Raw genomic sequence first — 22091 nt, 5'->3', positions numbered from 1 at the left:
GTGCGCCCTCCGCGGCACATAGCCACGCCACTGCGGCTCCGCCGCACTACACGGTCGAGAGCTGCTGAATCGTGGTTGCGCCGCCCGGGGTGGGCGTGGTGGTGATGAAGTTCGAGTCGTACCCCAGCGATTCGACGACGCTGCGGATCTCGCGGAACTGATCGACGCTGACGTCGGGCGTGCGCTTGAGCACGAATCCGGACGTGCGGGTGGGGCTTCCCACGAACGCCCACGAGTAGTCGTCGGCGATGTAGGCCACGATGTAGTTGGTCGGCCCCTCCTGGCTTTCCTGCGTGGGCACTCCCGGGAAGCTCACGTGCAGTTGGGCTTTGGTGACCGTGTCGTTGACCCGCGCGTTGCCGACGATGCGGTTTTCCTGACCCGTCCAGGTGGTGCAGGTGTTCTCGACGCGAATGTTGGATTCGTCGATCATCTGGTAGTTCGCCTGGGTGTCGCGGGCGCAGATCAGGTTGAACGGCTGCGGCACCGCGGCAACCTGGTTCCAGGTGCCCAGGTAGCGCTCGACATCGAGTGACGGGATCGGGGCCAGTGGCTCGAGGCCGACCGATCCAAGAGGGCCGACCGGTTGCGCCTGCGCCGGGGCCGCGGCGAGCAGGGCACCTGCGGCCAATACTCCGGCAATTGCGGTGCGGCCCAGTGCGGTACGGATATTCATCAATTCGCTCCTTGTGTTGCGGTTGTGTTTGCGGTCTCGCTGGAATCGATTCTGTTCGGCCACCAGATCTTCGGGCCGATGAGGGTGAACAGGGCGGGGATGACGACGGTGCGCACCACGAAGGTATCGAGCAGAATGCCGAGACCGACGATGATGCCCAGTTGGGTGAGTGTGATGAGCGGCAGGACGCCGAGTACGCAGAACACCGCTGCCAGAACGATTCCCGCGCTGGTGATGACACCACCGGTGGCCGACACCGCCCGTACGATGGCAGCCCTTGTACCGTGCCGCGGCGTTTCCTCGCGGGTACGCGTGACGAGGAAGATCGTGTAGTCCACTCCCAGGGCAACGAGGAACAGGAACGCGAACAGCGGGGTGTTGTCGTCGAGCGCGGGGAATCCGAAGATGTGCAGGCTCACCCAGCTACCGATACCGATGGCGGCCACTGCACTCAATACCGTTGTCGCGACCAGGATCAGCGGTGCGACAACCGCTCGTAGAAGTATCAGAAGTACGGCGAGCACCACCGCGAGGATCGCGGGGATGACCACGAGACGGTCACGAGCTGCGGCGTCGGTGGTGTCGAGTGCCTTGGCGTCGCTGCCACCGACCTGCGCGCCGTCCACTCCGGAGAGTGCGGAGCGGAGGTTTTCGATCACGGTGAAGGAATTTTCGGACGCGGGAGCCGCATCGGTGACCACCGACAGGCGGGTCAGTCCGGTACCGGAATCTGCGACGCGATCGACCGAGACGATCCCGTCTGTGCCCTCCACGATGCCGATGACCTCATCGATGCTCGAGGTGGGCGCCAGAATCGTCGTCGGATCGGCCGAGCCGGCCGGAAAGTGTTGCGAGAGAGTGTCGAATCCTTCGACGGATTCGGCGGTGACACGGAACTGCTCGGTCTGCGAGAGGCCGATCTGAGTGCCGAACAGTGCCGCACAGCACGCCAGTAGCGCGACGATGGTGACCGAGGCCGTTGCCACCGGCCGTCGCGAGACACCTGCTGCGATCGAATGCCACACGCCCTCGGTGGTGGTGTCTCGATCAGATTCCTTGGGGACGAAGGGCCAGAACAGCTTCGGGCCGCACAGCGCCAGCAGTGGCGGCAGCACGAACAGGACGAACACGGCTGCCACGACGAGTCCGGCTGCGGCCAGCGCTCCCAGGCTGCGGGTGCTCGGCAGGATTGCGAGGAGCAAAGTCAGCAGTGCCAGCACGACGGTGGCATTGCTGGCGATGATGGCGGGCCCGGCCTGCCGGACGGCCTGACGAAGGGCGAGGCGGTGGTCGGACTCGCGACGCAGTTCCTCGCGGTAGCGAGAGATCAGCAGCAGCGCATAGTTCGTTCCGGCACCGAACACCAGCACGCTGGTGATTCCCGAGGTCGAACCGTCGAACGAGAGGCCTGTGACCTCGGCCAGGGCAGTGCCGACGGTAGTGGCGAACCGGTCTGCGAAACCGATGACCAGCAGCGGCACCAACCACAGGATGGGCGACCGGTACGTGACGATCAGAAGGACTGCCACCACGAGCGCGGTGACGGCGAGCAAGGTGAAGTTGGCTCCGGAGAACGAGTTCGCAATGTCGGCACCGAAAGCGGGGCCGCCGGTGACCTGAGCGCGCAGGTCCGGTGCGAGGCCGTCGGTCGCGGCGTACCGCAGCTCGGTGATCAGTTCGTTCAGTGTGAAGCCCGACAGCGCGGAATCGACCTGGACGAGAGCGATCGCGGCCTTGCCGTCGGGTGCCACGATCGGAGGAGGTCCCGGCGCGTCGGGCACCGAACGGTCGACGGCCAGCAACCTGTTCTGTGCAGCGGCGGCGGCCTCGATATCGGCCGGGGTCAGGTCTGTGCCGTCGGTCCGGCTCAGAACCAGGATCACAGGGGCGGTGTCGGAGTCCGGAAACTCGGCCAGAAGCTGGTCCACCTGGTAGGACTCGGCAGAGGTCGGCAGCGAATTGGGTGACTGACCGGCCGAATCGTTGCTTCCGACGAGCCCCATCACGGCGGCCGAAAGAATGAGGATCGCGAGCGCAATTGCCCATGATCGACGGTGCGTCACCGCCGCGGCGATGCGATCCCACGCGGCGTTGTTCTCGGTTCGTGTGCTGTCCACGCTCAAAACAATCTCATTTACTTAGATATTAAGCAACTGAATCTGTTGCGGGCAGTACTCTGACGGTGACCGCAGCGAAGGAGTTACCACCGACATGACCGACCGAAACCACCTCGAATCCGCAATATCTGCGGATCTCCGAGCGCTTTCTTCGGTCTCGGAGCAGATCGGTCAAGTTTTCGGAGCCCTACACAGCCTGCGGCCCAACGACTTTCGTGCCCTGCTGCATGTGATGGTCGCGGACGTGGAGGGCGCACCGCTCACTGCAGGTGAACTCGGCACGATGTTGGGGCTCTCTTCTGCGGCCATGACCTATCTCGTCGAGCGCATGATCGCTTCGGGTCACATACGACGCGAATCGGATGCATCCGACAGACGCAAAGTGATTCTGCGGTACGACGAGCACGGGATGGAGGTCGCTCGCGGCTTCTTCGGACCCCTTGGCATGCGAACCAGCGCCGCACTGGCAGACCTTCCCGATGCCGATCTGGCCGCCGCGCATCGGGTGTTCGAATCGCTCATCGGTGCCATGCGTGAACACCACGCCGACCTGGGTAACAGCAGTCGAGCGTAGGGCGCATGCCCGGGTGCGATGTTCGAACCGCTGGTGGGCGGCCTGCTCGAGCCGATGCTGGACTCCGAGCCTGCGAGTGCCGTAAGGTTGGCCGAGGTTGAGCTAACAGCCGGTCACGGGGAAACGCAGCGAAGTCGGCGTCCGGGTCAGGCATTATTCTGCTCCCGCTGCGTCAATCGGTTTCCCCCTCAGTTCGACCGATCGATGGGATCTGCCATGAGTGTTGAATCTTCAGGCAACAAAGTTCGAACCACCCCGGTGACTGTCGCGGAGAAGTCCGTGTCCGTCGCAGCAACCGGAGCAATCTTCACCGCGCACGACGGCCCCGACGGCTCACTTGTCGTCGCCGTCCACGGCGACATCGACATGCGCAGCGCGCCGATGTTCTCCGATTTCGTCTGCAGTCGCGTGTCCAGCAAACGGCACGTCACCCTCGACCTGTCCGATGTCGATTTCTTCGGCATCGCAGGTCTCACAGTTTTCGATGCAGTCCGCGAGTACACGGCCGGCATCGGTGCATCATGGTCGGTCGTCGCAGGACGTTCGGTCTCGCGTTTGCTTCAGGTCGCAGACCTCGAGGCCACTGTCCCGACGTCTCGTCCTTCGAGCGACTAGAAGTACTCCGGCGGTAATCGCCGCGACAAGAGGTGGGCAGCTCCTGTACAGGGGCTGCCCACTGTTGGTTCTGCCCTCGATCACACAACCTCGATTCACAGAACGGACGACCCTGACCGACGGCGTGGCCGAGGCGCAGGATCGTCCGAATGTGTTTCAGCCCAAACGAACTAGTCTTTGGTTCCTTCGGAGTCGCTGAAGAACGCCCACTCGCCGTCGTGCTCCACTTCCAGTCGCCAGCCCAACTCTTCGTTGTCTGCGCGGCTGTCCTTGAACCAGGCATGCGCATCCTCGGAACTGGAGATGTCCTTGGTGTCGACGACGGTTCCGTGCGGATCGATAACTCTGTAGTTTGCCATGAGTTCGGGATGCCCCGATGTCGCGCAACCTAATCCACGTCGGCACGCCGAGGGGAAGCGGCGGTCGGCTGCTGGAGTCCGCAAACGCGCGCGCGTTCGTCGAAGGCGCGCGAAATCGCCTCGAAAACGATGAGATTCTGCGCGCGTCTGGCAACCGCGCGCGCGTTTGCGAGAATCGAGTACTTCGGCGAACCCTCTACTTGCGCGAGATCAACGATCGCGCGAAGAACATCAGGTTGGCGGGGCGCTCGGCCAGTCTGCGCATGAAGTAGCCGTACCACTGCTCTCCGTACGGCACGTACACCCGAACGTGTCGATCGGCGTCGACGAGCCGCCGCTGCTCCTGATCGCGGATGCCGTAGAGCATCTGGAACTCGAAGTCCTCGGACGACCTGCCCGCGTCCGACGCGAATGTCTCGGCGGCCTCGATCATTTCCGGGTCGTGCGAGGCGACCATTGGATAGCCGCGACCGTCCATCAGGATCTTCAGGCACCGGAGGTAGGAGTCGGACACCTCCCGTGCACCCTGAAACGCGACCGACGACGGTTCGTTGTACGCCCCCTTGCAGAGTCGTATCCGTGATCTCGGTCCGGACAATTCCGCGCAGTCCGCTTCGGTTCGCCTCAGGTACGCCTGGAGCACCGTGCCCAGATCGGGAAAGTCGACGCGGAGTTCACGCACGATCGACAGTGTCGAATCGGTGGTCGTGTGGTCCTCGGCATCGACCGTCACCCATACCCCGGCCGCAGCGGCAGCCGTGCAGATCGTCCTGGCGTTCTCCAGCGCCAGGGTCCGATCGATTCCTTGACCGAGAGCCGAGAGTTTGAGTGAGACCTCCAGTGCGTTGGCGTTGCTCCGCCGGGACGAAAAGCGCTCTATCAGAGACAGATACGACTCGACCGTGGCGCGCGCCCGATCTCGGTCGGTGGTGTCCTCACCGAGATAGTCCACGGACACGAACCGACCCGAGTCCAGCAGGGCGTCGACAGCGGTGACGGCCGCGGGCTCCGATTCCCCGGCCACGAAGCGATCGACGAGAGCGCGAGTGGCACGCATTCGCGTCACCGTCGCCTGCAGTTTGGGCGATCGAGCGGCCGCCAGCAGCGCCGGTCGGAGGGGATTGTTCAGCAGGGTGGTCATCGCGTGCCCTCGCCTTCCTGATGTGGGTAGCCGTGGGTGGTCGGCGGGACGAACGTTTCCTTCACGGTGCGGGCCGAGGTCCAGCGCAGCAGGTTCTGCGGTGAGCCGGCTTTGTCGTTCGTTCCCGAGGCTCGGGCCCCGCCGAACGGTTGCTGGCCCACCACTGCGCCGGTCGGCTTGTCGTTGACGTAGAAGTTTCCGGCTGCGAATCGTAGTGCGGCATGGGCCTGTTCGACGGCAGTGCGGTCGGTGGCGATGACCGCACCGGTCAGCGCGTACTTGGATCCGGTGTCGACGGCGCGCAGTGTGTCGGCGTAGGCGTCGGGCTTGCTGTCGTCGTAGACGTGCACGGCCAGGATCGGGCCGAAGTACTCGGTGGTGAAGGCCTCGTCGGTCGGATCGTCGCCGAGGAGAACGGTGGGGGAGACGAAGTAGCCCTCGGAATCGTCGCACGTTCCGCCGGCGGCGATGGTCAGGCTGGGTACGGATTTCGCTCGATCGAGTGCAGCTGCGTTGCGGTCGAACGCCTTTCGATCGATGACGGCTCCGCCGTAGTTCGACAGGTCGGTCACGTCGCCGTACTTCAGCGCCGACACCTGCTCGATGAACGTCTCGCCCATCGCAGCCCACACAGATTTCGGAACGAAGGCCCGAGACGCGGCCGAGCACTTCTGTCCCTGGAAGTCGAAGGCACCACGAATCATGGCCGTGGTCAACACTTCAGGATCGGCGGAGCTGTGCGCGACGATGAAGTCCTTGCCGCCGGTCTCGCCGACCAGCCGAGGGTACGAGTGGTAGTTCGAGATGTTGTTTCCCACCTCGCGCCACAGCGTCTGGAACGTCGCGGTGGATCCGGTGAAGTGGATGCCCGCGAGTCGTGGATCGGCAAGGGCCACTTCGGACACCATCGGTCCGTCGCCGAGGACCAGGTTGATCACACCCGGTGGCAGACCGGCCGCTTCGAGGAGCTGCAGAGTCAGGTATGCGGCCACGGCCTGGGTGGGGGAGGGCTTCCACAGCACGGTATTGCCCATCAGCGCAGGCGCGGTGGGCAGGTTGCCGGCAATGGCGGTGAAATTGAACGGGGTGATGGCATAGACGAAGCCCTCGAGCGGACGGTATTCGACGCGATTCCACACTCCCGGTGCCGATACCGGTTGCTCGGCGAGTATCTGCCGGGCGAAGGTCACGTTGAATCGCCAGAAGTCGATCAGCTCGCACGGTGCGTCGATCTCGGCCTGATAGGCCGACTTGGACTGGCCGAGCATCGTTGCAGCAGCGATCCTTTCGCGACAGGGCCCGGACAATAGATCCGCTGCCCGTAGGAAGACGGCGGCGCGCTCGTCGAACGGGAGATCGCGCCACATCGGGGCCGCAGCAGTCGCGGCATCGATGGCGTCGCGAACATCCTGGTGGCCTGCACCGGCGAAGCTGCCGATGATCGACGCATGCCGGTGGGGCTCCACGACATTTTCGACAGCGCCGTCGGCGACGCGGTGGACACCGCCGATGACCTGGTGAATCTCGACGGGCGATGTCCTGAGCTCGGTCAGGCGGGTCCGTAGGCGGGCACGTTCGGCGCTCCCCGGCGCGTAGGTGTTGACCGGCTCGTTGGTGGGGGTGGGAACTGATGTGACGGCGTCCATGGCTGCTCCTCGTCTTCGCTGTGTGGTGGCAATTGAAGTCCGATTCGGAGGCCGTTCAATCAGCTCATCGGCCAAAGAATCCATGGTCTACTTGTCCGTATGGCCAACGCCGTTTCTCTACGATCGCTACTGACATCTCTGCACAGCGCTGTTGTGGAACTCGTGGTCGCGCCCGCAGGGATCGACATGGCCGTCGAGTCCGTTGCGTTGCTCGACGCCGACGACCTGCGTCTGCCGCCGGGGGCGTCCGCCGATGTGACGCTGCTGGTGGGGGTGAACGAGGCCGACGTGGTGCGGTGGTTCGATGATCTCGCTCTGCGTGCCGCGGCCGACAGACCTCGTGCGGTGCTGACCAAGGTGGCCGACTCGGCTGCACTCACCCATGGTGCGCGCGAGACCGGTATCGCCTTGGTTGCCGTACATCGACAGACGCGCTGGGAGCTGCTGTTGTCGATGACGCGAGGAGTTCTCGACCAGGTGCGGACGCACAGTCCGGACGACGGGACCTTCGGAGCCGACACCGATCTGTACGAACTTGCACAGACGGTGGCGTCGCTGACGAAGGGAATGGTGAGTATCGAGGACGAGCGCTCACACGTGTTGGCGTACTCGGCATCGGACGACGCGGCCGACGAATTGAGAACGCTGTCGATCCTCGGGCGTGAAGGCCCGGCCGACTACCTGCGGGGGCTGCACGAGCGTGGTGTGTTCGATCGTCTTCGGCGCACCGACGACGTCATCGACGTACCCACCGATCACGAACTCGGAATTCGACGGCGCCTCGCGGTGGGGATACGCCGAATATCCGGTAGCCCGACAACTCTCGGAACCATCTGGGTGCAGGAGGGTGCCATTCCGCTCGCCGACGAGGCCGACGGTGTGCTCCGGGGAGCTTCGGCTGTCGCGGCACGGTTGATCACTCGCATCGCGAACGCCCCGACCAACGAGACCCTGCAGATCCAACGACTGCTCGGGGCCAGAGGGGGCGGAGTGGACGTCCCGTCGCTGGCATCCGCGCTGTCGATCCCCGCCACCGGATCGTCGGCAGTCGTAGGATTCGCGTCGTGCGGAGAATTCGACATCGGCGCACTGGCACCGGCGATCAGGTTGCACGCCAGCGCCTTTCGACGTGATTCTCTGGTCACCACCATCGGGGAGAGAATCTACGCACTGTTTCCCGGGGTGGCGTCGGGCACGGGGATTTCGGGGTGGGCCGCCGATGCCGTGGGCCGAATCGAGAGGCGAACCTCGCTGGCATTGCGCGCGGCGGTGGCGTCCCCGATCGCCGACCTCGAAGCCGTGGCCGCCGCCCGATTCGAGGTGGATCGGGTGCTCGACGGCACCACCGGCGAGGTTCGCGTCACCACGCTGGAGGAATCGAGAACTTCGGTGCTGCTGGGAGAAATTCTCGAATTGATCGGCAATCACGAACAACTCCGTGACCCGCGTATTGCCGAGCTCGACCGATACGACGCATCCAACGACTCCCGGATGCGCGAGAGCCTGGAGACGTACCTGACGTGCTTCGGTGACGTTCGGTCCGCGGCCGATCGCTTGCACGTCCACCCGAATACCCTGCGCTACCGCATTCGCCGCGTCGAGCAGATCCTGGACCTCGATCTGACCGATTCCGATGCGCGTCTGTTGGTGGAAATACAGCTCCGTATGTGAGCGAGAGGATAGGGAGTGAGCCTGTAGGAACGCATTGGGGGACAACGAGTTCGACTCAGGGGCGGATGGAAGTCGGGAACCCGGTCCACTGCAATTGTTGCGGCAGGTGGCTCATATCGTTGAACATGACGACGCTCGGCGGTAGTCCTGTCCGGTATTCGATGACGGTCAGTGCGGTGTTTGCGCTGTCGATGCCGAGCCACCGAACGCGTGGTGCGTCGAGGGCGTGTCGGATGAACCATGCAATCGGGTACGCGTGGGTGACGAGCAGCTCGTGGGTGTCGTTCCTGGGCTCGGCTGAATCGGGCGTCGTGGCGAAGCGCCTGATCATGTGATCGGCTGTGTCGGCACCGCTCAGTGCGTCGTCGGCGTCCCAGCCGTCGAAGAACGGAATCCACGACGGGGGTGTCTCGTTCGGTGCCGGCACGTAGGGGACGTTGTCGATCAGTTCGTCGGATTCGATGACGGGGGTGTGAGACCGTCGACGGCGCACGATCTCGTGTGCTGTATCCACTGCACGTGGCAGTGGGGAATGCCAGACGACGTCGAGCGGGATGTGTCCCAGGCGCTCACCGAGGAGGCCGGCTTGTTCGCGACCGACATCGGTGAGTCTTCCGAAGGCGTCGGCGTCTCCGTGACGAGCCAAGTACACGTATCGAGTTGTCATGTGGTGGTGATCGTTCCTTCCTGTCCGTCGATACGGACGATGTTGTTGTTGCGCAATCGATCCGTTGCGTTCGCAACTCCGAGGACCGCTGGGATTCGTAGTTCGCGGGCGACGATCGCGGCATGGGACAGTACGCCCCCGGTTTCGGTCACAACACCCTTCGCTGCTCGCAGCAGGGGTGTCCAGGCGGGATCGGTGTACGGGCACACCAGGATGTCGCCGCGACGTACTCGGCCGAAATCGTGTGGGCCACGGACAATTCGTGCGGTTCCCGTCGCATGCCCATCGCTACCCGGTGTACCGGTGAGAATTGTGGAGGAATCGAATCGTCCATCGGCAGTGGCGGTATGGGGCATTGTGTGGTGACTAGGTAGCGCAGCTGTGATCGGCCTGGCTTGCAGAATCCAGACATGACCTTCTTCGATGGACCATTCGATGTCCTGTGGTCCGCCGAGACTGGCAGCGATCTCTCCTCCGAGCTCGGCGAGCCGTACCGCGGCCCGGTCGTCGAGTGTCGACCTGGTGCGGTCCGAAGGCATGACGTCGCTGGTGAACACTGTGTTCTGGCGGCGATCCGTTCGGGTCCGCTTGTCCGCGATGATCGAGGCGGTGCTCCCGTCATCACCGATGCGGTACCGGTCGGGGGTGACAGTTCCGCCGACTACCGAAAGACCGAGTCCCCACGCTGCTTCGATCTCGGTGTCTCCGCCCGGTGTCGACGGGGTGAACATGACCCCCGAGATGTCGGCGTCGACGAGCTGCTGAACGATGACCGCCATTGCGCCCTGCTGGGGCGAGGCGGACCGAATTCGGGATAGATTCTCGCGGTAGCCGACGGCACGCTCGGAATGCAAAGACGTCCAGCAGGACTGCACCGCGTTCATGATCGAGTCGATGCCCTGAACCCCCAGGACGCTGTCGTGCTGGCCCGCAGCCGATGCTGCCGAACCGTCCTCGCTGTCGGCCGATGAGCGCACCGCCAGCGGAGCATCGCCGAATCCTTCGAGCCAGTCAGCGATGTCGTTGCGTAACGATGTCGCGACTCCAGGGCGATCGCCTGCCGCTGCCCGGTACGTATGGAACGGAACCACAACGCCATCCGGCACAGGATAATTCGCCCGAAGAAGGATTCCCAGCGCATGGGCTTTCCCTCCGCAGCTGGAGAACGTTGCGTCTCCGAGTTTCACGAGCATCCCGACTACCCTTCAACCGACTGGCCATCAACAAAATGTTGACAGCTTTGTCCCGATATTGCAGGCTTCGACCATGGAACGCAAGCGTGAAGTCGCGACATCGTCGAATCGAACGCACCTGGATGCCGAACGCGAACAGCAGGCAACCCAGCATCTTCTGGGCCTCGGTGCGGGCGATCTGGACGCCCGCCCTTGGCGTCCTGTGCCTGCTCCGCCGACTGCGGTCGACATCGCGCACTTCGCTCTGTGGCGTTCGGCCGAGCTCGCTCCGGACGCCGTCATCAGCGCCCTCACCCTTCTGCCCGCCGCCCGTGCGGAAGTCGAAGGTCTCGAATCAGGTCTGCTGTTCGCTGCCCGCAGCGCCGGTCTGACGTGGGCGCACATCGCAGAAGCAATGGGATTCAACTCGAAGCAAGCATGCCAGCAGCACTACACTCGACTCACTGCACGCGATGCTGCCGATTCATGACTGCCACTTCGTCTCCCGATCTTCTGGTCTTGCATTCTGTTCGCATACTCGGGTTCGCCGACACCGCTGTGATTGCACATCGTTTCGGTGTCGACACCGCGCAGGCGGTAGAACTCCTTCTCGACGCGCAGGCGTGCGGATGGATCCAACGCGGTGAGTTCGCGGACATGCGTGGTTGGTCTCTCACGGAATTGGGGAGGACCGTGAACGAACACCAACTTCGCGAGGAGCGCGAGGCGACGGGCCGGACCGACGTGGTGCGGAGTGTCTATCGGAGCTTTCTGCCGCTGAACGAACGGCTGTTGCGAGCATGTACCGATTGGCAACTGCGGCCCACGGACACGAACAGACTCACCGTCAACGACCACAGTGACCGGGTGTGGGATCAGAGAATCCTCGACGAGTTGGCGTCCATCGGCGATGCCCTGAGTCCGCTTGTCGACCAACTGAGTTCGGCTCTCGCACGATTCGCCGGCTACGACAGTCGATTCGGTGCTGCATGGAGACTCGCGCGCGCCGGGGAACACGGTTGGGTCGACCGCACCGATGTCGACTCCTGCCACAAGGTCTGGTTCGAGCTACACGAAGACCTCATCGCGACACTCGGGATAGATCGCCGATCGGAATCAGGTATCGACGACAGTCAGTGATTCGCACGGGCATGTGGGGGACCGGTGCTGGACCTGATCACCAGGCTCGGCTCGATGCTCGAGCGTCGGGTGCTTCGGTTCCCGGTATCGATCTGGTTCAGCAGGATTTCGACGCTTCGGACGCCCACCTCGCTGAATTCCTGGCGGATCGTCGTCAACGGCGGGGAGAAGAATTCCGCGTCGGGAACGTCGTCGAATCCGATGATGCTGACGTCCTGCGGTACTCGTTTGCCCTGTACCTCGAGCGCCCGAAGTATCCCGAGGGCCATGGCGTCGTTGCCGGCGAACACTGCGGTCACGCTTGCGGTTTTGGCCAGATCGCTTCCGGCGGAGAACCCCGATCTCGCAGTCCAGTCGCCGCTCAGGGTGGGAGGCGGTTCGATGCCCGCATCCTCGTGGGCCAGCCGCCATCCGGTCACGCGGTCGGTGGCCTCGTACCACCCGAGCGGTCCTGCAACGTGCCACACTGCACTGTGCCCGAGGCCGAGCAGATGTGCGGTGGCAGCCCGCGCTCCGGCGATCTGATCGACCGAGACGACGGCCAGATCGCCTGCGGGAGAACCTTCGACGGCCACCAGCGGCAGTTCGCGTGCCAGCTCGGCGATGTCGCCGCCATCGGTTCTCAGTGGTGCGATGACGACGACGCCGTCCACGCCTTGCTTCTGCAACCTGCGGACGCAGGTGATGATCGCCGACTCGTCGAACGACGTGGGAACGCCGACCACGACGGAGTAGCCTGCCTGTCTCGCTGCGGATTCGACGCTGTAGAGCGTCGACACCGGACCGTAGAGAGCGTTACCGGTTCCGACGATTCCGATGGTGCTGCTACGGCCGGTGACGAGAGCGCGGGCGGCAGGGTTGGGGCGATAGCCGAGCTCCGAGATCGCTTGATGCACCCTGGTTCTCGTTGCCTCGGTCACATTGGGGTGACCGTTGATGACGCGAGAGACGGTCTGATGGGACACCCCGGCGAGCCGGGCGACATCGGTCATGGCCGGTCCGCGGGTCGGTGTCATCTTTCTGCAGCTCCTCTTGCGTCGTCGAGGACAATCACAGCATGTCCGGTCTCGCACCGCTCGAGACCGTACCGCTCACGTCGTCTTCGTCATCGACGCTGACGTCGGCGGTGCGGTCTCTCCCGGTTGGCCGGGGGAGAACATCTCGGCCGGCACGGGCACGCCCAGATAACTGGTGGGTGACTTGGCCAAGTCGCCCTTACTGCCCTTACCGCTCGCTGCGCGACGCTTGGTCCAGATGTCGAACGCCACAGCGGCCAGCAGAACCAGGCCCTTGACCAATTGAACTCGCTCGCTGGGCGAACCGATGAGCGACATTCCGCTGTTGATGACGGCGATGATAAGCCCGCCGGTGAGCGCGCCGACGATGCGGCCCACGCCGCCCTGCACTGCTGCGCCGCCGATGAATGCCGCCGCGATGGCGTCGAGCTCGAAGCCGTTGCCTGCGGTGGGGCCCGCCTGATTGAGGCGACCGGCGAAGATGATTCCGGCCAGGGCCGACAGCACGCCCATGTTGACGAAGATCCAGAAGGTCACCGGCTTGACCTTGATGCCGGACAGCGACGCGGCATGGATGTTTCCGCCGATGGCGTAGACGTGCCGACCGAACACCGTCTTGCCGGCGAGGGTGGAGTACCCCATCACCAGGACCGCCAGGAGGATGAGTACGTACGGGAGGTTCTTGAAGCGAGCCAACTGCACCGCGATGGCGAGTACGAGAGCGGCGGCGAACGTCATCTTGATCAGGAACAGCGGCATCGCGTCCACGGTCTGGCCGTACTTCTGCCGACCCGTTCGAGAACGCCACTGGCTGAACACGATTCCGGCAACGGCCAGAATTGCGACGAGCAACGTGAAGATGTCTGCCCCGCCCAGTGGTCCGAGTCCCACATTGCCCATGAAACCGGGCAGAAAGCCGTTGGACAGGGTGCGCACCGGTCCGGGGAACGGCCCGATGCCCTGGTTGCCGAGAACGATGAGAGTGACCGCGCGGAAGACGAGCATGCCTGCGAGGGTGACGATGAACGCTGGAATGCCGAAGTATGCGACCCAATAGCCTTGCCAGGCACCGATCAGGCCGCCGACGATCAACGTGATCAGCACCGCCAGTGGCCACGGCACGTTCTGTTGAACCATGAGCACACCGGCAATGGCACCGGTGGCCGCAACGACCGATCCGACGGACAGGTCGATATGGCCGGCGATGATGATCACCACCATGCCGATGGCCAGAATGAGAATGTACGAGTTCTGCACCACCATGTTGCTGATGTTCTGCGGCACCAGAAGCTGACCACCCGTCAGCACGGTGAAGAGCACGATGATCAGCGCGAATGCGATGAAGATTCCGCTCTGGCGAAGGTTGCGCGTGAGCAACCCCCGCACGGTCGACAACTGATTCATCGAAGTACTCCTGTTCCACGGGTCATGAGATGCATGAGCGATTCCTGGGTCGCGTCCTCGCGAGTGACCTCACCGGTGATGCGGCCTGCGGACAGCGCGTAGATCCGATCGCACAGCCCGAGCAGCTCCGGGAGCTCGGAGGAGATCACCAGCACTGCCTTTCCGGCGTCGGCGAGATCGTTGATGATCGAATAGATCTCGAACTTCGCGCCGACGTCGATTCCTCGCGTCGGTTCGTCGAGAATGAGCACATCCGGATCGCTGAAGATCCATTTGCTCAGCACGACCTTCTGCTGATTGCCACCGGAGAGTTTGCCGACCACGGCGGAGACGTTCGGTGCCTTGATGTTCATGCTCTTACGGAAGCCCTCGGCGACCTTGAACTCCTGGTTGTCGTCGACGAAGCCTCCCGTGACCAGTTTGTCCAGCGCCGCGGTGGAGATGTTGCGTTTGATGTCGTCGATCAGATTGAGGCCGTATCGTTTTCGGTCCTCGGTGGCGTATGCGATGCCGTGACGGATGGCATCGTTGACCGACTTGACGTGTATTTCCTTGCCGTACTTGTACAGCCGACCCGAGATGTCGATACCGTAGCTTCGGCCGAATACGCTCATGGCCAACTCGGTGCGTCCGGCACCCATCAACCCGGCAAGACCGACGATCTCACCTCGCCGCAGCGTGAGGTTCGCCTTGTCGACGACGGTCCGGCCCTGCTGGGTCGGACTGTGCACGGTCCAGTCCTCGATGCGCAGAACTTCCTCTCCCACAGTCGATTCGTGAGGGGGAAACCGGTGCTCGAGATCGCGGCCGACCATGAGCGAGATGATGCGATCCTCGGTGACATCCGCGTCTCGCATATCCAGCGTCTTGATGGTCCGGCCGTCACGGATGATCGTGGTTCGGTCGGCAACGGCCGCGATCTCGTTGAGCTTGTGCGAGATGATCACGCACGTGATGCCCTCGTCTCGGAGACCACGGAGAAGGTCGAGGAGATGAGCCGAATCGGAATCGTTCAGTGCCGCAGTGGGTTCGTCGAGAATCAGCAGTGTCACGTCCTTGGACAATGCCTTGGCGATCTCGACGAGCTGCTGCTTACCCACACCGAGGTCGCTCACGACGCTGACGGGGTTTTCCCGCAGCCCTACCCTCTTCAGTAGGGCTGCGGCCTCGGAATTGGTTCGGTTCCAGTCGATGAACCCGCGCTTCGACCGCTCGTTGCCGAGAAAGATGTTCTCGGCGATCGAGAGATGCGGACTCAGTGCGAGTTCCTGATGGATGATGACGATGCCCTCGGCTTCGCTGCTTCGGATGTCGGAGAACTCGCACGCCCGACCGTCGAACACGATGTCGCCGTCGAACGTGTCGTGTGGGTACACACCCGACAACACCTTCATGAGCGTCGACTTCCCTGCTCCGTTCTCACCGCAGATCGCGTGGATTTCGCCGCGATTCACCGAGAGAGTGACATCCTGTAGCGCCTTGACACCGGGAAAGGTCTTGGTGATGCCGCGCATCTCCAAAATCGGGCTCGTCATCGCCGAACTCACTTCAACTGATCCTCGGTGTAGTAGCCACCCTCGACGAGCAGCTTCTCGTAGTTGTCCTTGTAGACGATCTCGGGCTGCAGCAGGTACGCGGGAACGACCTTGTCACCGTTGTCGTAATCGGTGGTGTTGTTGGTCTCGGGAGTCTGACCGTTGAGCATCGCCTGAGCCATCTGGATCGTGACCTCGGCCAGTTGACGGGTGTCCTTGTAGATCGTGGAGTACTGCTCGTCGGCGATGATGGACTTCACGGACGGCACCTCGGCGTCCTGCCCGGTGACGATCGGGTAGGGCTGACCTGCCGTGCCGTATCCGTTGCTCTTGAGTGCGGAGAGGATGCCGATGGACAGGCCGTCGTACGGCGAGAGCACGCCCTGAACCTTCTGGCCCGAGGAGTACGTCTTGGTGAGCAGATCCTCCATGCGCTTCTGGGCGGTGGCCGGATCCCAGCGCAGTGTTGCAGCCGTCTCGAAATCGGACTCGCCGCTGCCGATCTTCAGAGTTCCCTTGTCCAGGTACGGCTTCAGGGTTTCCATGGCGCCGTCGAAGAAGAAGGTGGCGTTGTTGTCGTCCGGCGAACCGGCGAAGACCTCGATGTTCAACGGGCCTGCGGGCGCGTCGGCCTTGTCGGTGCCGTCCTCGTTCTTCAGACCGAGACCGACGAGAAGCGACGTGGCCTGATCGACGCCGACCTTGTAGTTGTCGAATGTCGCGTAGTAGTCGACATTGGGCGAGTTACGAATGAGGCGGTCGTAGGCGATGACGCCGATGCCGTTGTCCTTGGCTTCTTGCAGCTGGGTGGTGATGGCAGTGCCGTCCACGGAGGCCACGATGAGAAGCTTTGCGCCCTGGGTGATCTGGTTCTCGATCTGATTCACCTGGGTGGGAATGTCGTTCTCGGCGTACTGCAGATCGACTTTGTAGCCCTGACCCTCGAGTGCACTCTTGAGGTTGTCGCCGTCGGCGATCCATCGAGCCGAGGACTTCGTCGGCATCGTGACGCCGATCAGCGCTCCGGCGGTGCTGCCGCCTTCGGCCGGAGCCTCGTCTGCGGTCTTGGTGCTCGACCCGCACGCACCGAGCGTGAGGGTGAGTGCCACCGCAGCCGCGGCCATGGATAGGTGTCGAAACTTCATCGTTTCTCCCTGCGTTGTGGAGTAGACCGTGAAGCGGGGCCGTTGGGGTGTCCCGTGTGGTTCGCATCACATCAAAACGAAAGTGTGAGCGATAACATCGGCATTGTCAAAGATTTCTTTTTTGCACCTGCGTGAGCGGTGTGAGCGCTAACATCCGGGGCCCCGAAAACTGGCGGGAGCACCCGTCGGACAGGTCAGTGCAGTTCGTGCACCGACTGCTTGCCGCTCTTGAGCCAGCGCCCCGGCAATCGGCCGACGAGCTCGCCGAGCGGGTGCACCGCCGCCGACAGGATCTCGACGGAATCCTGCAGGATGTCGATCGAGATGCTCATGCGCTCGATGTTGGGAGCCACGGACGTCAATGTTTCGGAGAGCTTGACCAGTTGGTCCAGTGGGCCGCCCTTGGCCGTCAATCTCTCGATTGGACCGTCCTCGGCGAGCAGCGTCTCGAGGATTCCGTCTTCGGCAATGGCGCGTTCGATCAGGCCGTCCTGACGTGTGAGCACCTCGAGGGGGCCGTCCGTTGCCGTCAGTCGTTCGAGCGGACCGTTGGTGGCGGTGATGCGGTCGAGCAAACCGCCTTCGGCCAGCAGTCGTTCGAGGGGACCGTCCTCGGCCAGCAGGCGATCCAGGGGTCCGCCGGGAGCGAGAATGCGTTCGACGGGTCCGCCCGGAGACAACAGGCGCTCGAGGGTGCCGTCCTCGGACGTGAGGCGATCGACGACGCCACCCTGGGCGAGCAGGCGATCCAGTGGCCCGCCTTCCTTGAGGGCATTGCCGAGGGCGCGGTCGTCGGAGGTGAGCTGACCGAGTTGGGCGAGCAGTTGCATCGTGCCGCCGCGCGGATTGGCGAGCGAGGCCACTCCTGCGGTGCCGGACGCGCCGGTGGCCAGCGCCATTCGGGTGGTTGCCAGCGCGACCTCGGCGACGCCGATCGCCTGTTCGGCAATGGCAATTCCGGCGCGCGCGGGCAGTGTGATCGCTGACACCCAGTTCATCGTTTTACTGTAACTGCTCGTAGCTCGGAAAATCAGTGAAGAACCTTCAGTCCCACGACGCATCCGACGATGCCGACCAGAAGCGCGACCTTGAGCAGTGATGCGGCTTCTTCGCCGGTGATCATGGCGTAGGTGACGGTGAGGGTGGCACCGATTCCCACCCAGACGGCGTAAGCGGTTCCGGTGGGCAACGACCGCATCGCGATTGCGAGACCGATCATGCTGAGCACCACCGCGACCCCGAAGACGGCGGACGGTCCGAGTTTGGTGAAGCCCTCGGACTTACCGAGCGCGGTTGCCCAGATCGCTTCGAGAACACCGGAGACGACGAGAATGAGCCAAGCCATGAGAAATCACTCCTTGCACCGTCTTGTCGCTGTTCGGGTACGGTGCGCTCGTCCGATTGTCGGAAGTGACTTGTACGATCGTACCAATTTTGACGGGTGATGGCCAGGAAATGTCGGTCGGTGCCGGCGTGCGCATGTCCGCTCACAGGAACCTCACAGCGAGAGTCCAGCGAACGAGCAGCATCTCGCGCAAAGATGGACACCGTGAGCGAGACACCCGAGGCCCGAGTACTGATCGTCGACGACGAACCGACCATCGTCGAACTGCTGTCGGTCAGTCTGAGGTTTCAGGGATTCGAGGTGGCGACGGCGTCGTCCGGCCCCGAGGCTCTCGACAAAGCGCGTAACTTTCGGCCCGAGGCTCTCGTTCTCGACGTGATGATGCCCGGCATGGACGGGTTCGGTCTGTTGCGCCGACTGCGCGCCGACGGAATCGATGCGCCCGCGCTGTTCTTGACGGCACGCGATTCGGTGGACGACAAGGTGACCGGGCTGACCCTCGGTGCGGACGACTACGTCACCAAGCCGTTCTCGCTCGAGGAGGTCGTGGCACGACTCCGGGTGATCCTGCGCCGGTCGGGCAAGAGCGAGGATGCGCAGCCGTCGCGAGTTGCGTTCGCAGACATCGAACTCGACGACGACACCCACGAGGTGTGGAAGGCTGGGGAACCGGTATCCCTCTCGCCCACCGAGTTCACGCTGTTGCGGTACTTCATGGTGAACGCGGGAACCGTGCTCAGCAAGCCGCGGATTCTCGACCACGTCTGGCACTACGACTTCGGTGGTGAAGTGGGAGTGGTGGAGTCGTACGTGTCGTATCTACGTCGCAAGGTCGACACCGGAGACACTCGCTTGATCCACACACTGCGGGGAGTCGGCTACGTCATGCGCCAGCCGCGGTGACCGGCATTCGAGCTCGCATTCGGAATCTGCCGCTGCGCTTCACTCTGGTCGCAGCGTTGCTGCTCCTGGTCGGACTGGGTCTGCTGGCGTCGGGTGTGGCGGTGACGTCGTCGCTCGAGACGTCGTTGATGCGTCGCCTGGATCAGCAACTGGTCGAAGCGTCCCAGGGGTGGGCGAAACCGGGTGGAGAACGCCCGCCGTTTCCGATCGACGAACCCAGCCCGAATCGACCGCCGACGAACTTCTTCGTGCGTTCCGTGGCGACCGACGGTACCGTCCGCGGCCCGATCAACGATGTGGCCGAAAGTGTTCCGGACCTCTCGGGTGCGCCGTCGGCAACCCCGGAGACCGTCGGTTCCGAGGGCGACCCGTCGAAGGAGTGGCGGGTGATCACGGTGACCAACAGCGAGGGTTCCACCACCGTGGGAATGTCGCTCAGCGCCAACCAGCAGACCGTCAGCAGGCTTGTGGTGCTCCAGTTCTACATCGGCGCGGCCGTGTTGCTGGCTCTCGCCGTGATCGCCTATTTTGTGGTGCGGCGCAGCCTTCGTCCACTGCGTGAGGTGGAGACGACTGCCGCCGCCATCGCTGCCGGAGACCTGCATCGCCGGGTCCCCGAGTGGAGTGAGAAGACCGAGGTGGGCCGATTGTCGGCCGCCCTGAACGGAATGCTCTCGCAGATTCAGCGTGCCTTCGCGGCGACCGCGGCCTCGGAGGAGGCGGCGCGCGCGTCCGAGGACCGGATGCGCCGATTCGTCGCCGATGCCAGCCACGAACTACGAACACCGCTGACGACGATCCGCGGTTTCGCCGAGTTGTACCGGCAGGGCGCGATGAGCGACATCTCGTTGTTGATGACGCGTATCGAAGGTGAGTCGGCGCGCATGGGCCTGCTCGTCGAAGACCTGTTGATGCTCGCCCGCCTCGACGCCCAGCGGCCCCTCGACATGCGCCGCGTCGACGTATTGACCATCGCAGCCGATGCCGTGCACGACGCCAAGGCGGTATCTCCCGCGCGGGACATCTCCCTGAAGGTGTTGGCGGGGCCGGGTATACCCGAAGTCGACGGCGACGACGCTCGGCTGCGTCAGGTGCTCGCGAACCTCGTCGGAAACGCAGTACGCCACACCCCCGAATCGGCGTCGATCACCGTGTGCGTGGGGACGACTCGGTCGTCGGTACTACTCGAAGTCGAGGACACCGGGCCCGGTCTGGCCGAGGACGAGGCCGCGCACGTCTTCGAACGCTTCTATCGAGCCGACTCGTCGCGGACACGCGAGAGCGGCGGCAGCGGGCTCGGACTGTCGATCGTCGCGGCATTGGTGGCGGCGCACAACGGTACCGTCTCGGTGCGGAGCACTCCCGGAACGGGCGCGAGCTTTCGCGTCGAATTACCGAGGCCGACAGGCTGATTCGTCGGCTTCGCGAGATGGCTCCTCGTTCGATCGTGCCTTCCTGCGCTCGGCGAGTTTGGTGTACGCCGCGGCGGCGAGTGGTGCAGCAACGAGCATCGACACCAGGCGGATCACCTGTACGCACGCGACGAAGGTGACATCCGACCCCGTGGTCGCGGACACGGCGAGCACCGCCGCCAGACCGCCGGGTGTGGTCGCGAGATAACCGGTCAGCATGCTGACTCCGGTGATCGCGGACAGCGCCCAGCCGAACAGTGCGCAGACAACCCCGATCGACACGACCAGCAGTGCAGCCCACGGAAAGATCCGTCCGATGGCACGCAGGCTCGCGACGGTGAAGGCAAGGCCCGCTTGCCATCCGATGACGATGAATGCGACCGGCAACAGCACTGCGGGCACCGAGATGTCGACGGGCCACCCGAGTAGTTCGCAGGCACCCGCGACGATCAGTGGCCCCAGGGTGGCGGGCGCGGGCAGTCGGATCAGCCGCGCGAGCACGATGCCGATGACGACGGCACCGATCAGAAAGGCCGTGCCGACGAACCACGGGGTCGTCGACTGCTCCTGGGTTCCTGCCCCGCCGTCGGTGTCGGTATGGAAGGCGAAGGTGACGATCAGGGGCATCGTGACGACCACGAGTGCGACGCGGAGGTACTGGACCACGGCGACGATTCGCTCGTCACCGCCGAGTTCGCGGGCAATGGACACCAGACCCGTTGCACCACCGGCAATCAGGGACAGCGCCCCGGTGACGGGGTCGACGTCGCGGTGCAGTGCGAGCAGTGCACCGCAACCGGCGCTGACGACGAGCGTCCCCGCGCCGACGAGAACGGCGGGAATCCAGTTCTCGCCCAACGCCCCGAGCGTGTCGGTGTCGAGCATCAGGCCGATGGTCACCGCCAGCGTGCCCTGCGCTGCCATCGAAGCGGGCCGGGGTACCGCAACAGGGCCCAGGCCGGTCAGAGCGAAAACCACGGCGACGACGAGAGCGGCGAACAGGGACGGTGCCGTCAGGCCCAGGGCTTCGAAAAGGGCCCAGCCCCCGACGGATACGGCTGCGAGGCCGATCCATCGGAGGCTGTGCCCGAGTATTCGCCTCATCCGTTTCGGAGCACTCACGCTCCGGACTTGACCAGCAGAACAGGAACCGGGATCTCGAGCAGCAGACGCTGAATCGTCTGTCCCATCAGGAACTTTCCGACCGCCGAGCGGTGGCGAGAACCGACTACCAGGATCTCGGACTTCTGCTCCTCCACCAGTGTCAGCAGGGTGTTGACGGCGTCAGGATCGGGCCTGCCCACTGCCACGGTCCAGGAGACGGAGTCGGCGTCATCGATGTCGGTGAGGGCCGTGTCCACTGCGGTGGAGACCGCAGCAGTTTCGGCTGCCTCGGCGGACGGCTCGGCCGATCCCGACAGTGCATGCAGGACGACGAGGTCCGTCTCCCGGATGCGTGCTTCTCGAACTGCGGCCGCCAGTGCTGCGCGGCCCTCGGGTGAATTGTTGTGCAGTACGCCAACAGTCATGACGGTTTCTCCTTCAGGAAGGTG

Annotated in this window: 22 protein-coding genes and 1 riboswitch; of the genes, 7 read left to right on the top strand and 15 right to left on the bottom strand. The window is 63.8% G+C overall.

What is annotated here, in order from left to right:
• Positions 1–46: 46 nt before the first annotated feature.
• Together CH294_RS04170 and CH294_RS04165 are read right to left on the bottom strand one after the other, a co-directional pair.
• Positions 47–676: a lipocalin family protein gene (locus CH294_RS04170; RefSeq protein ID WP_052078006.1), complete on the bottom strand. Its 630-nt coding sequence runs from the start codon at positions 674–676 to the stop codon at positions 47–49.
• Entirely contained in the window at positions 676–2679 is a 2004-nt protein-coding gene (locus CH294_RS04165) for an MMPL family transporter (RefSeq protein ID WP_170944591.1), read from the bottom strand. The genes CH294_RS04170 and CH294_RS04165 overlap by 1 nt, the downstream gene beginning before the upstream one ends.
• A gap of 208 nt (positions 2680–2887) precedes the next feature.
• On the opposite strand from CH294_RS04165, the gene CH294_RS04160 reads away from it, so the two are divergent.
• Positions 2888–3367, top strand: a complete 480-nt coding sequence (locus tag CH294_RS04160; protein ID WP_037154039.1) for a MarR family winged helix-turn-helix transcriptional regulator — start codon at positions 2888–2890, stop codon at positions 3365–3367.
• 279 nt (positions 3368–3646) lie between these two features.
• Positions 3647–3982: an STAS domain-containing protein gene (locus tag CH294_RS04155; RefSeq protein ID WP_249305033.1), complete on the top strand. Its 336-nt coding sequence runs from the start codon at positions 3647–3649 to the stop codon at positions 3980–3982.
• A 170-nt stretch (positions 3983–4152) separates the two neighbouring features.
• Here CH294_RS04155 and CH294_RS04150 read toward each other — a convergent pair whose 3' ends face one another.
• The 3 genes from CH294_RS04150 to pruA form a co-directional block, all read right to left on the bottom strand.
• On the bottom strand, positions 4153–4341 hold the full coding sequence (locus CH294_RS04150) for a hypothetical protein (RefSeq protein WP_032405716.1): 189 nt from the start codon (positions 4339–4341) through the stop codon (positions 4153–4155).
• Between the two features lie 196 nt (positions 4342–4537).
• Entirely contained in the window at positions 4538–5482 is a 945-nt protein-coding gene (locus tag CH294_RS04145; RefSeq protein ID WP_094737080.1) for a proline dehydrogenase family protein, read from the bottom strand.
• Entirely contained in the window at positions 5479–7128 is a 1650-nt protein-coding gene (gene pruA / locus CH294_RS04140; protein ID WP_094737079.1) for an L-glutamate gamma-semialdehyde dehydrogenase, read from the bottom strand. The genes CH294_RS04145 and pruA overlap by 4 nt, the downstream gene beginning before the upstream one ends.
• A gap of 99 nt (positions 7129–7227) precedes the next feature.
• Here pruA and CH294_RS04135 point away from each other — a divergent pair, with 99 nt between their 5' ends.
• Positions 7228–8799 carry a helix-turn-helix domain-containing protein gene (locus CH294_RS04135; RefSeq protein ID WP_094737078.1) on the top strand — a complete coding sequence of 524 codons (1572 nt, stop codon included), beginning with the start codon at positions 7228–7230 and terminating at the stop codon, positions 8797–8799.
• A gap of 55 nt (positions 8800–8854) precedes the next feature.
• Here CH294_RS04135 and CH294_RS04130 read toward each other — a convergent pair whose 3' ends face one another.
• Complete coding sequence (locus tag CH294_RS04130; RefSeq protein ID WP_094608492.1) at positions 8855–9466, bottom strand: histidine phosphatase family protein; 612 nt, start codon at positions 9464–9466, stop codon at positions 8855–8857.
• A complete protein-coding gene (locus tag CH294_RS04125) occupies positions 9463–10659 on the bottom strand; it encodes a PEP/pyruvate-binding domain-containing protein (protein ID WP_094737077.1) in 1197 nt (398 codons plus the stop codon). The genes CH294_RS04130 and CH294_RS04125 overlap by 4 nt, the downstream gene beginning before the upstream one ends.
• A 73-nt stretch (positions 10660–10732) precedes the next feature.
• Here CH294_RS04125 and CH294_RS04120 point away from each other — a divergent pair, with 73 nt between their 5' ends.
• Both CH294_RS04120 and CH294_RS04115 read left to right on the top strand, forming a co-directional pair.
• A complete protein-coding gene (locus CH294_RS04120) occupies positions 10733–11128 on the top strand; it encodes a DNA-binding protein (protein ID WP_094737076.1) in 396 nt (131 codons plus the stop codon).
• The gene (locus CH294_RS04115) at positions 11125–11778 is read left to right on the top strand and encodes a transcriptional regulator (protein WP_094737075.1); all 654 of its coding nucleotides are present in this window, start codon (positions 11125–11127) and stop codon (positions 11776–11778) included. The genes CH294_RS04120 and CH294_RS04115 overlap by 4 nt, the downstream gene beginning before the upstream one ends.
• Here the strand turns inward: CH294_RS04115 and CH294_RS04110 are convergent.
• The 6 genes from CH294_RS04110 to CH294_RS04085 form a co-directional block, all read right to left on the bottom strand.
• Positions 11772–12794: a LacI family DNA-binding transcriptional regulator gene (locus tag CH294_RS04110; protein ID WP_094737074.1), complete on the bottom strand. Its 1023-nt coding sequence runs from the start codon at positions 12792–12794 to the stop codon at positions 11772–11774. The genes CH294_RS04115 and CH294_RS04110 overlap by 7 nt on opposite strands.
• 75 nt (positions 12795–12869) lie before the next feature.
• On the bottom strand, positions 12870–14198 hold the full coding sequence (gene mmsB, locus CH294_RS04105; RefSeq protein ID WP_032405721.1) for a multiple monosaccharide ABC transporter permease: 1329 nt from the start codon (positions 14196–14198) through the stop codon (positions 12870–12872).
• Positions 14195–15733, bottom strand: a complete 1539-nt coding sequence (gene mmsA / locus CH294_RS04100; protein ID WP_037154396.1) for a multiple monosaccharide ABC transporter ATP-binding protein — start codon at positions 15731–15733, stop codon at positions 14195–14197. Before mmsA ends, mmsB begins: the two co-directional genes overlap by 4 nt.
• Positions 15734–15741: 8 nt before the next feature.
• Positions 15742–16878, bottom strand: a complete 1137-nt coding sequence (gene chvE / locus CH294_RS04095; protein WP_032405722.1) for a multiple monosaccharide ABC transporter substrate-binding protein — start codon at positions 16876–16878, stop codon at positions 15742–15744.
• A gap of 194 nt (positions 16879–17072) precedes the next feature.
• The gene (locus tag CH294_RS04090) at positions 17073–17876 is read right to left on the bottom strand and encodes a hypothetical protein (RefSeq protein WP_032376325.1); all 804 of its coding nucleotides are present in this window, start codon (positions 17874–17876) and stop codon (positions 17073–17075) included.
• A 32-nt stretch (positions 17877–17908) separates the two neighbouring features.
• A complete protein-coding gene (locus tag CH294_RS04085; protein WP_032376326.1) occupies positions 17909–18223 on the bottom strand; it encodes a multidrug efflux SMR transporter in 315 nt (104 codons plus the stop codon).
• 12 nt (positions 18224–18235) lie between these two features.
• Positions 18236–18298, bottom strand: a riboswitch (guanidine-III (ykkC-III) riboswitch).
• A 120-nt stretch (positions 18299–18418) separates the two neighbouring features.
• Here CH294_RS04085 and CH294_RS04080 point away from each other — a divergent pair.
• Together CH294_RS04080 and CH294_RS04075 are read left to right on the top strand one after the other, a co-directional pair.
• Entirely contained in the window at positions 18419–19126 is a 708-nt protein-coding gene (locus tag CH294_RS04080) for a response regulator transcription factor (protein WP_032376327.1), read from the top strand.
• A gap of 26 nt (positions 19127–19152) precedes the next feature.
• The gene (locus CH294_RS04075) at positions 19153–20538 is read left to right on the top strand and encodes a HAMP domain-containing sensor histidine kinase (protein ID WP_037154394.1); all 1386 of its coding nucleotides are present in this window, start codon (positions 19153–19155) and stop codon (positions 20536–20538) included.
• Here the strand turns inward: CH294_RS04075 and CH294_RS04070 are convergent.
• Together CH294_RS04070 and CH294_RS04065 are read right to left on the bottom strand one after the other, a co-directional pair.
• Positions 20518–21660 carry an AbrB family transcriptional regulator gene (locus tag CH294_RS04070; RefSeq protein WP_094737073.1) on the bottom strand — a complete coding sequence of 381 codons (1143 nt, stop codon included), beginning with the start codon at positions 21658–21660 and terminating at the stop codon, positions 20518–20520. The two genes, CH294_RS04075 and CH294_RS04070, sit on opposite strands and share 21 nt — an antisense overlap.
• The gene (locus CH294_RS04065; RefSeq protein WP_032405725.1) at positions 21657–22067 is read right to left on the bottom strand and encodes a universal stress protein; all 411 of its coding nucleotides are present in this window, start codon (positions 22065–22067) and stop codon (positions 21657–21659) included. The genes CH294_RS04070 and CH294_RS04065 overlap by 4 nt, the downstream gene beginning before the upstream one ends.
• Positions 22068–22091 lie beyond the last annotated feature (24 nt).

Source organism: Rhodococcus sp. 14-2483-1-1 (assembly GCF_002259335.1).
Taxonomy (GTDB): domain Bacteria; phylum Actinomycetota; class Actinomycetes; order Mycobacteriales; family Mycobacteriaceae; genus Rhodococcoides.
The sequence above is the reverse complement of the archived record's forward strand: the minus strand, read 5'-3'. Positions and strand labels throughout refer to the sequence as shown.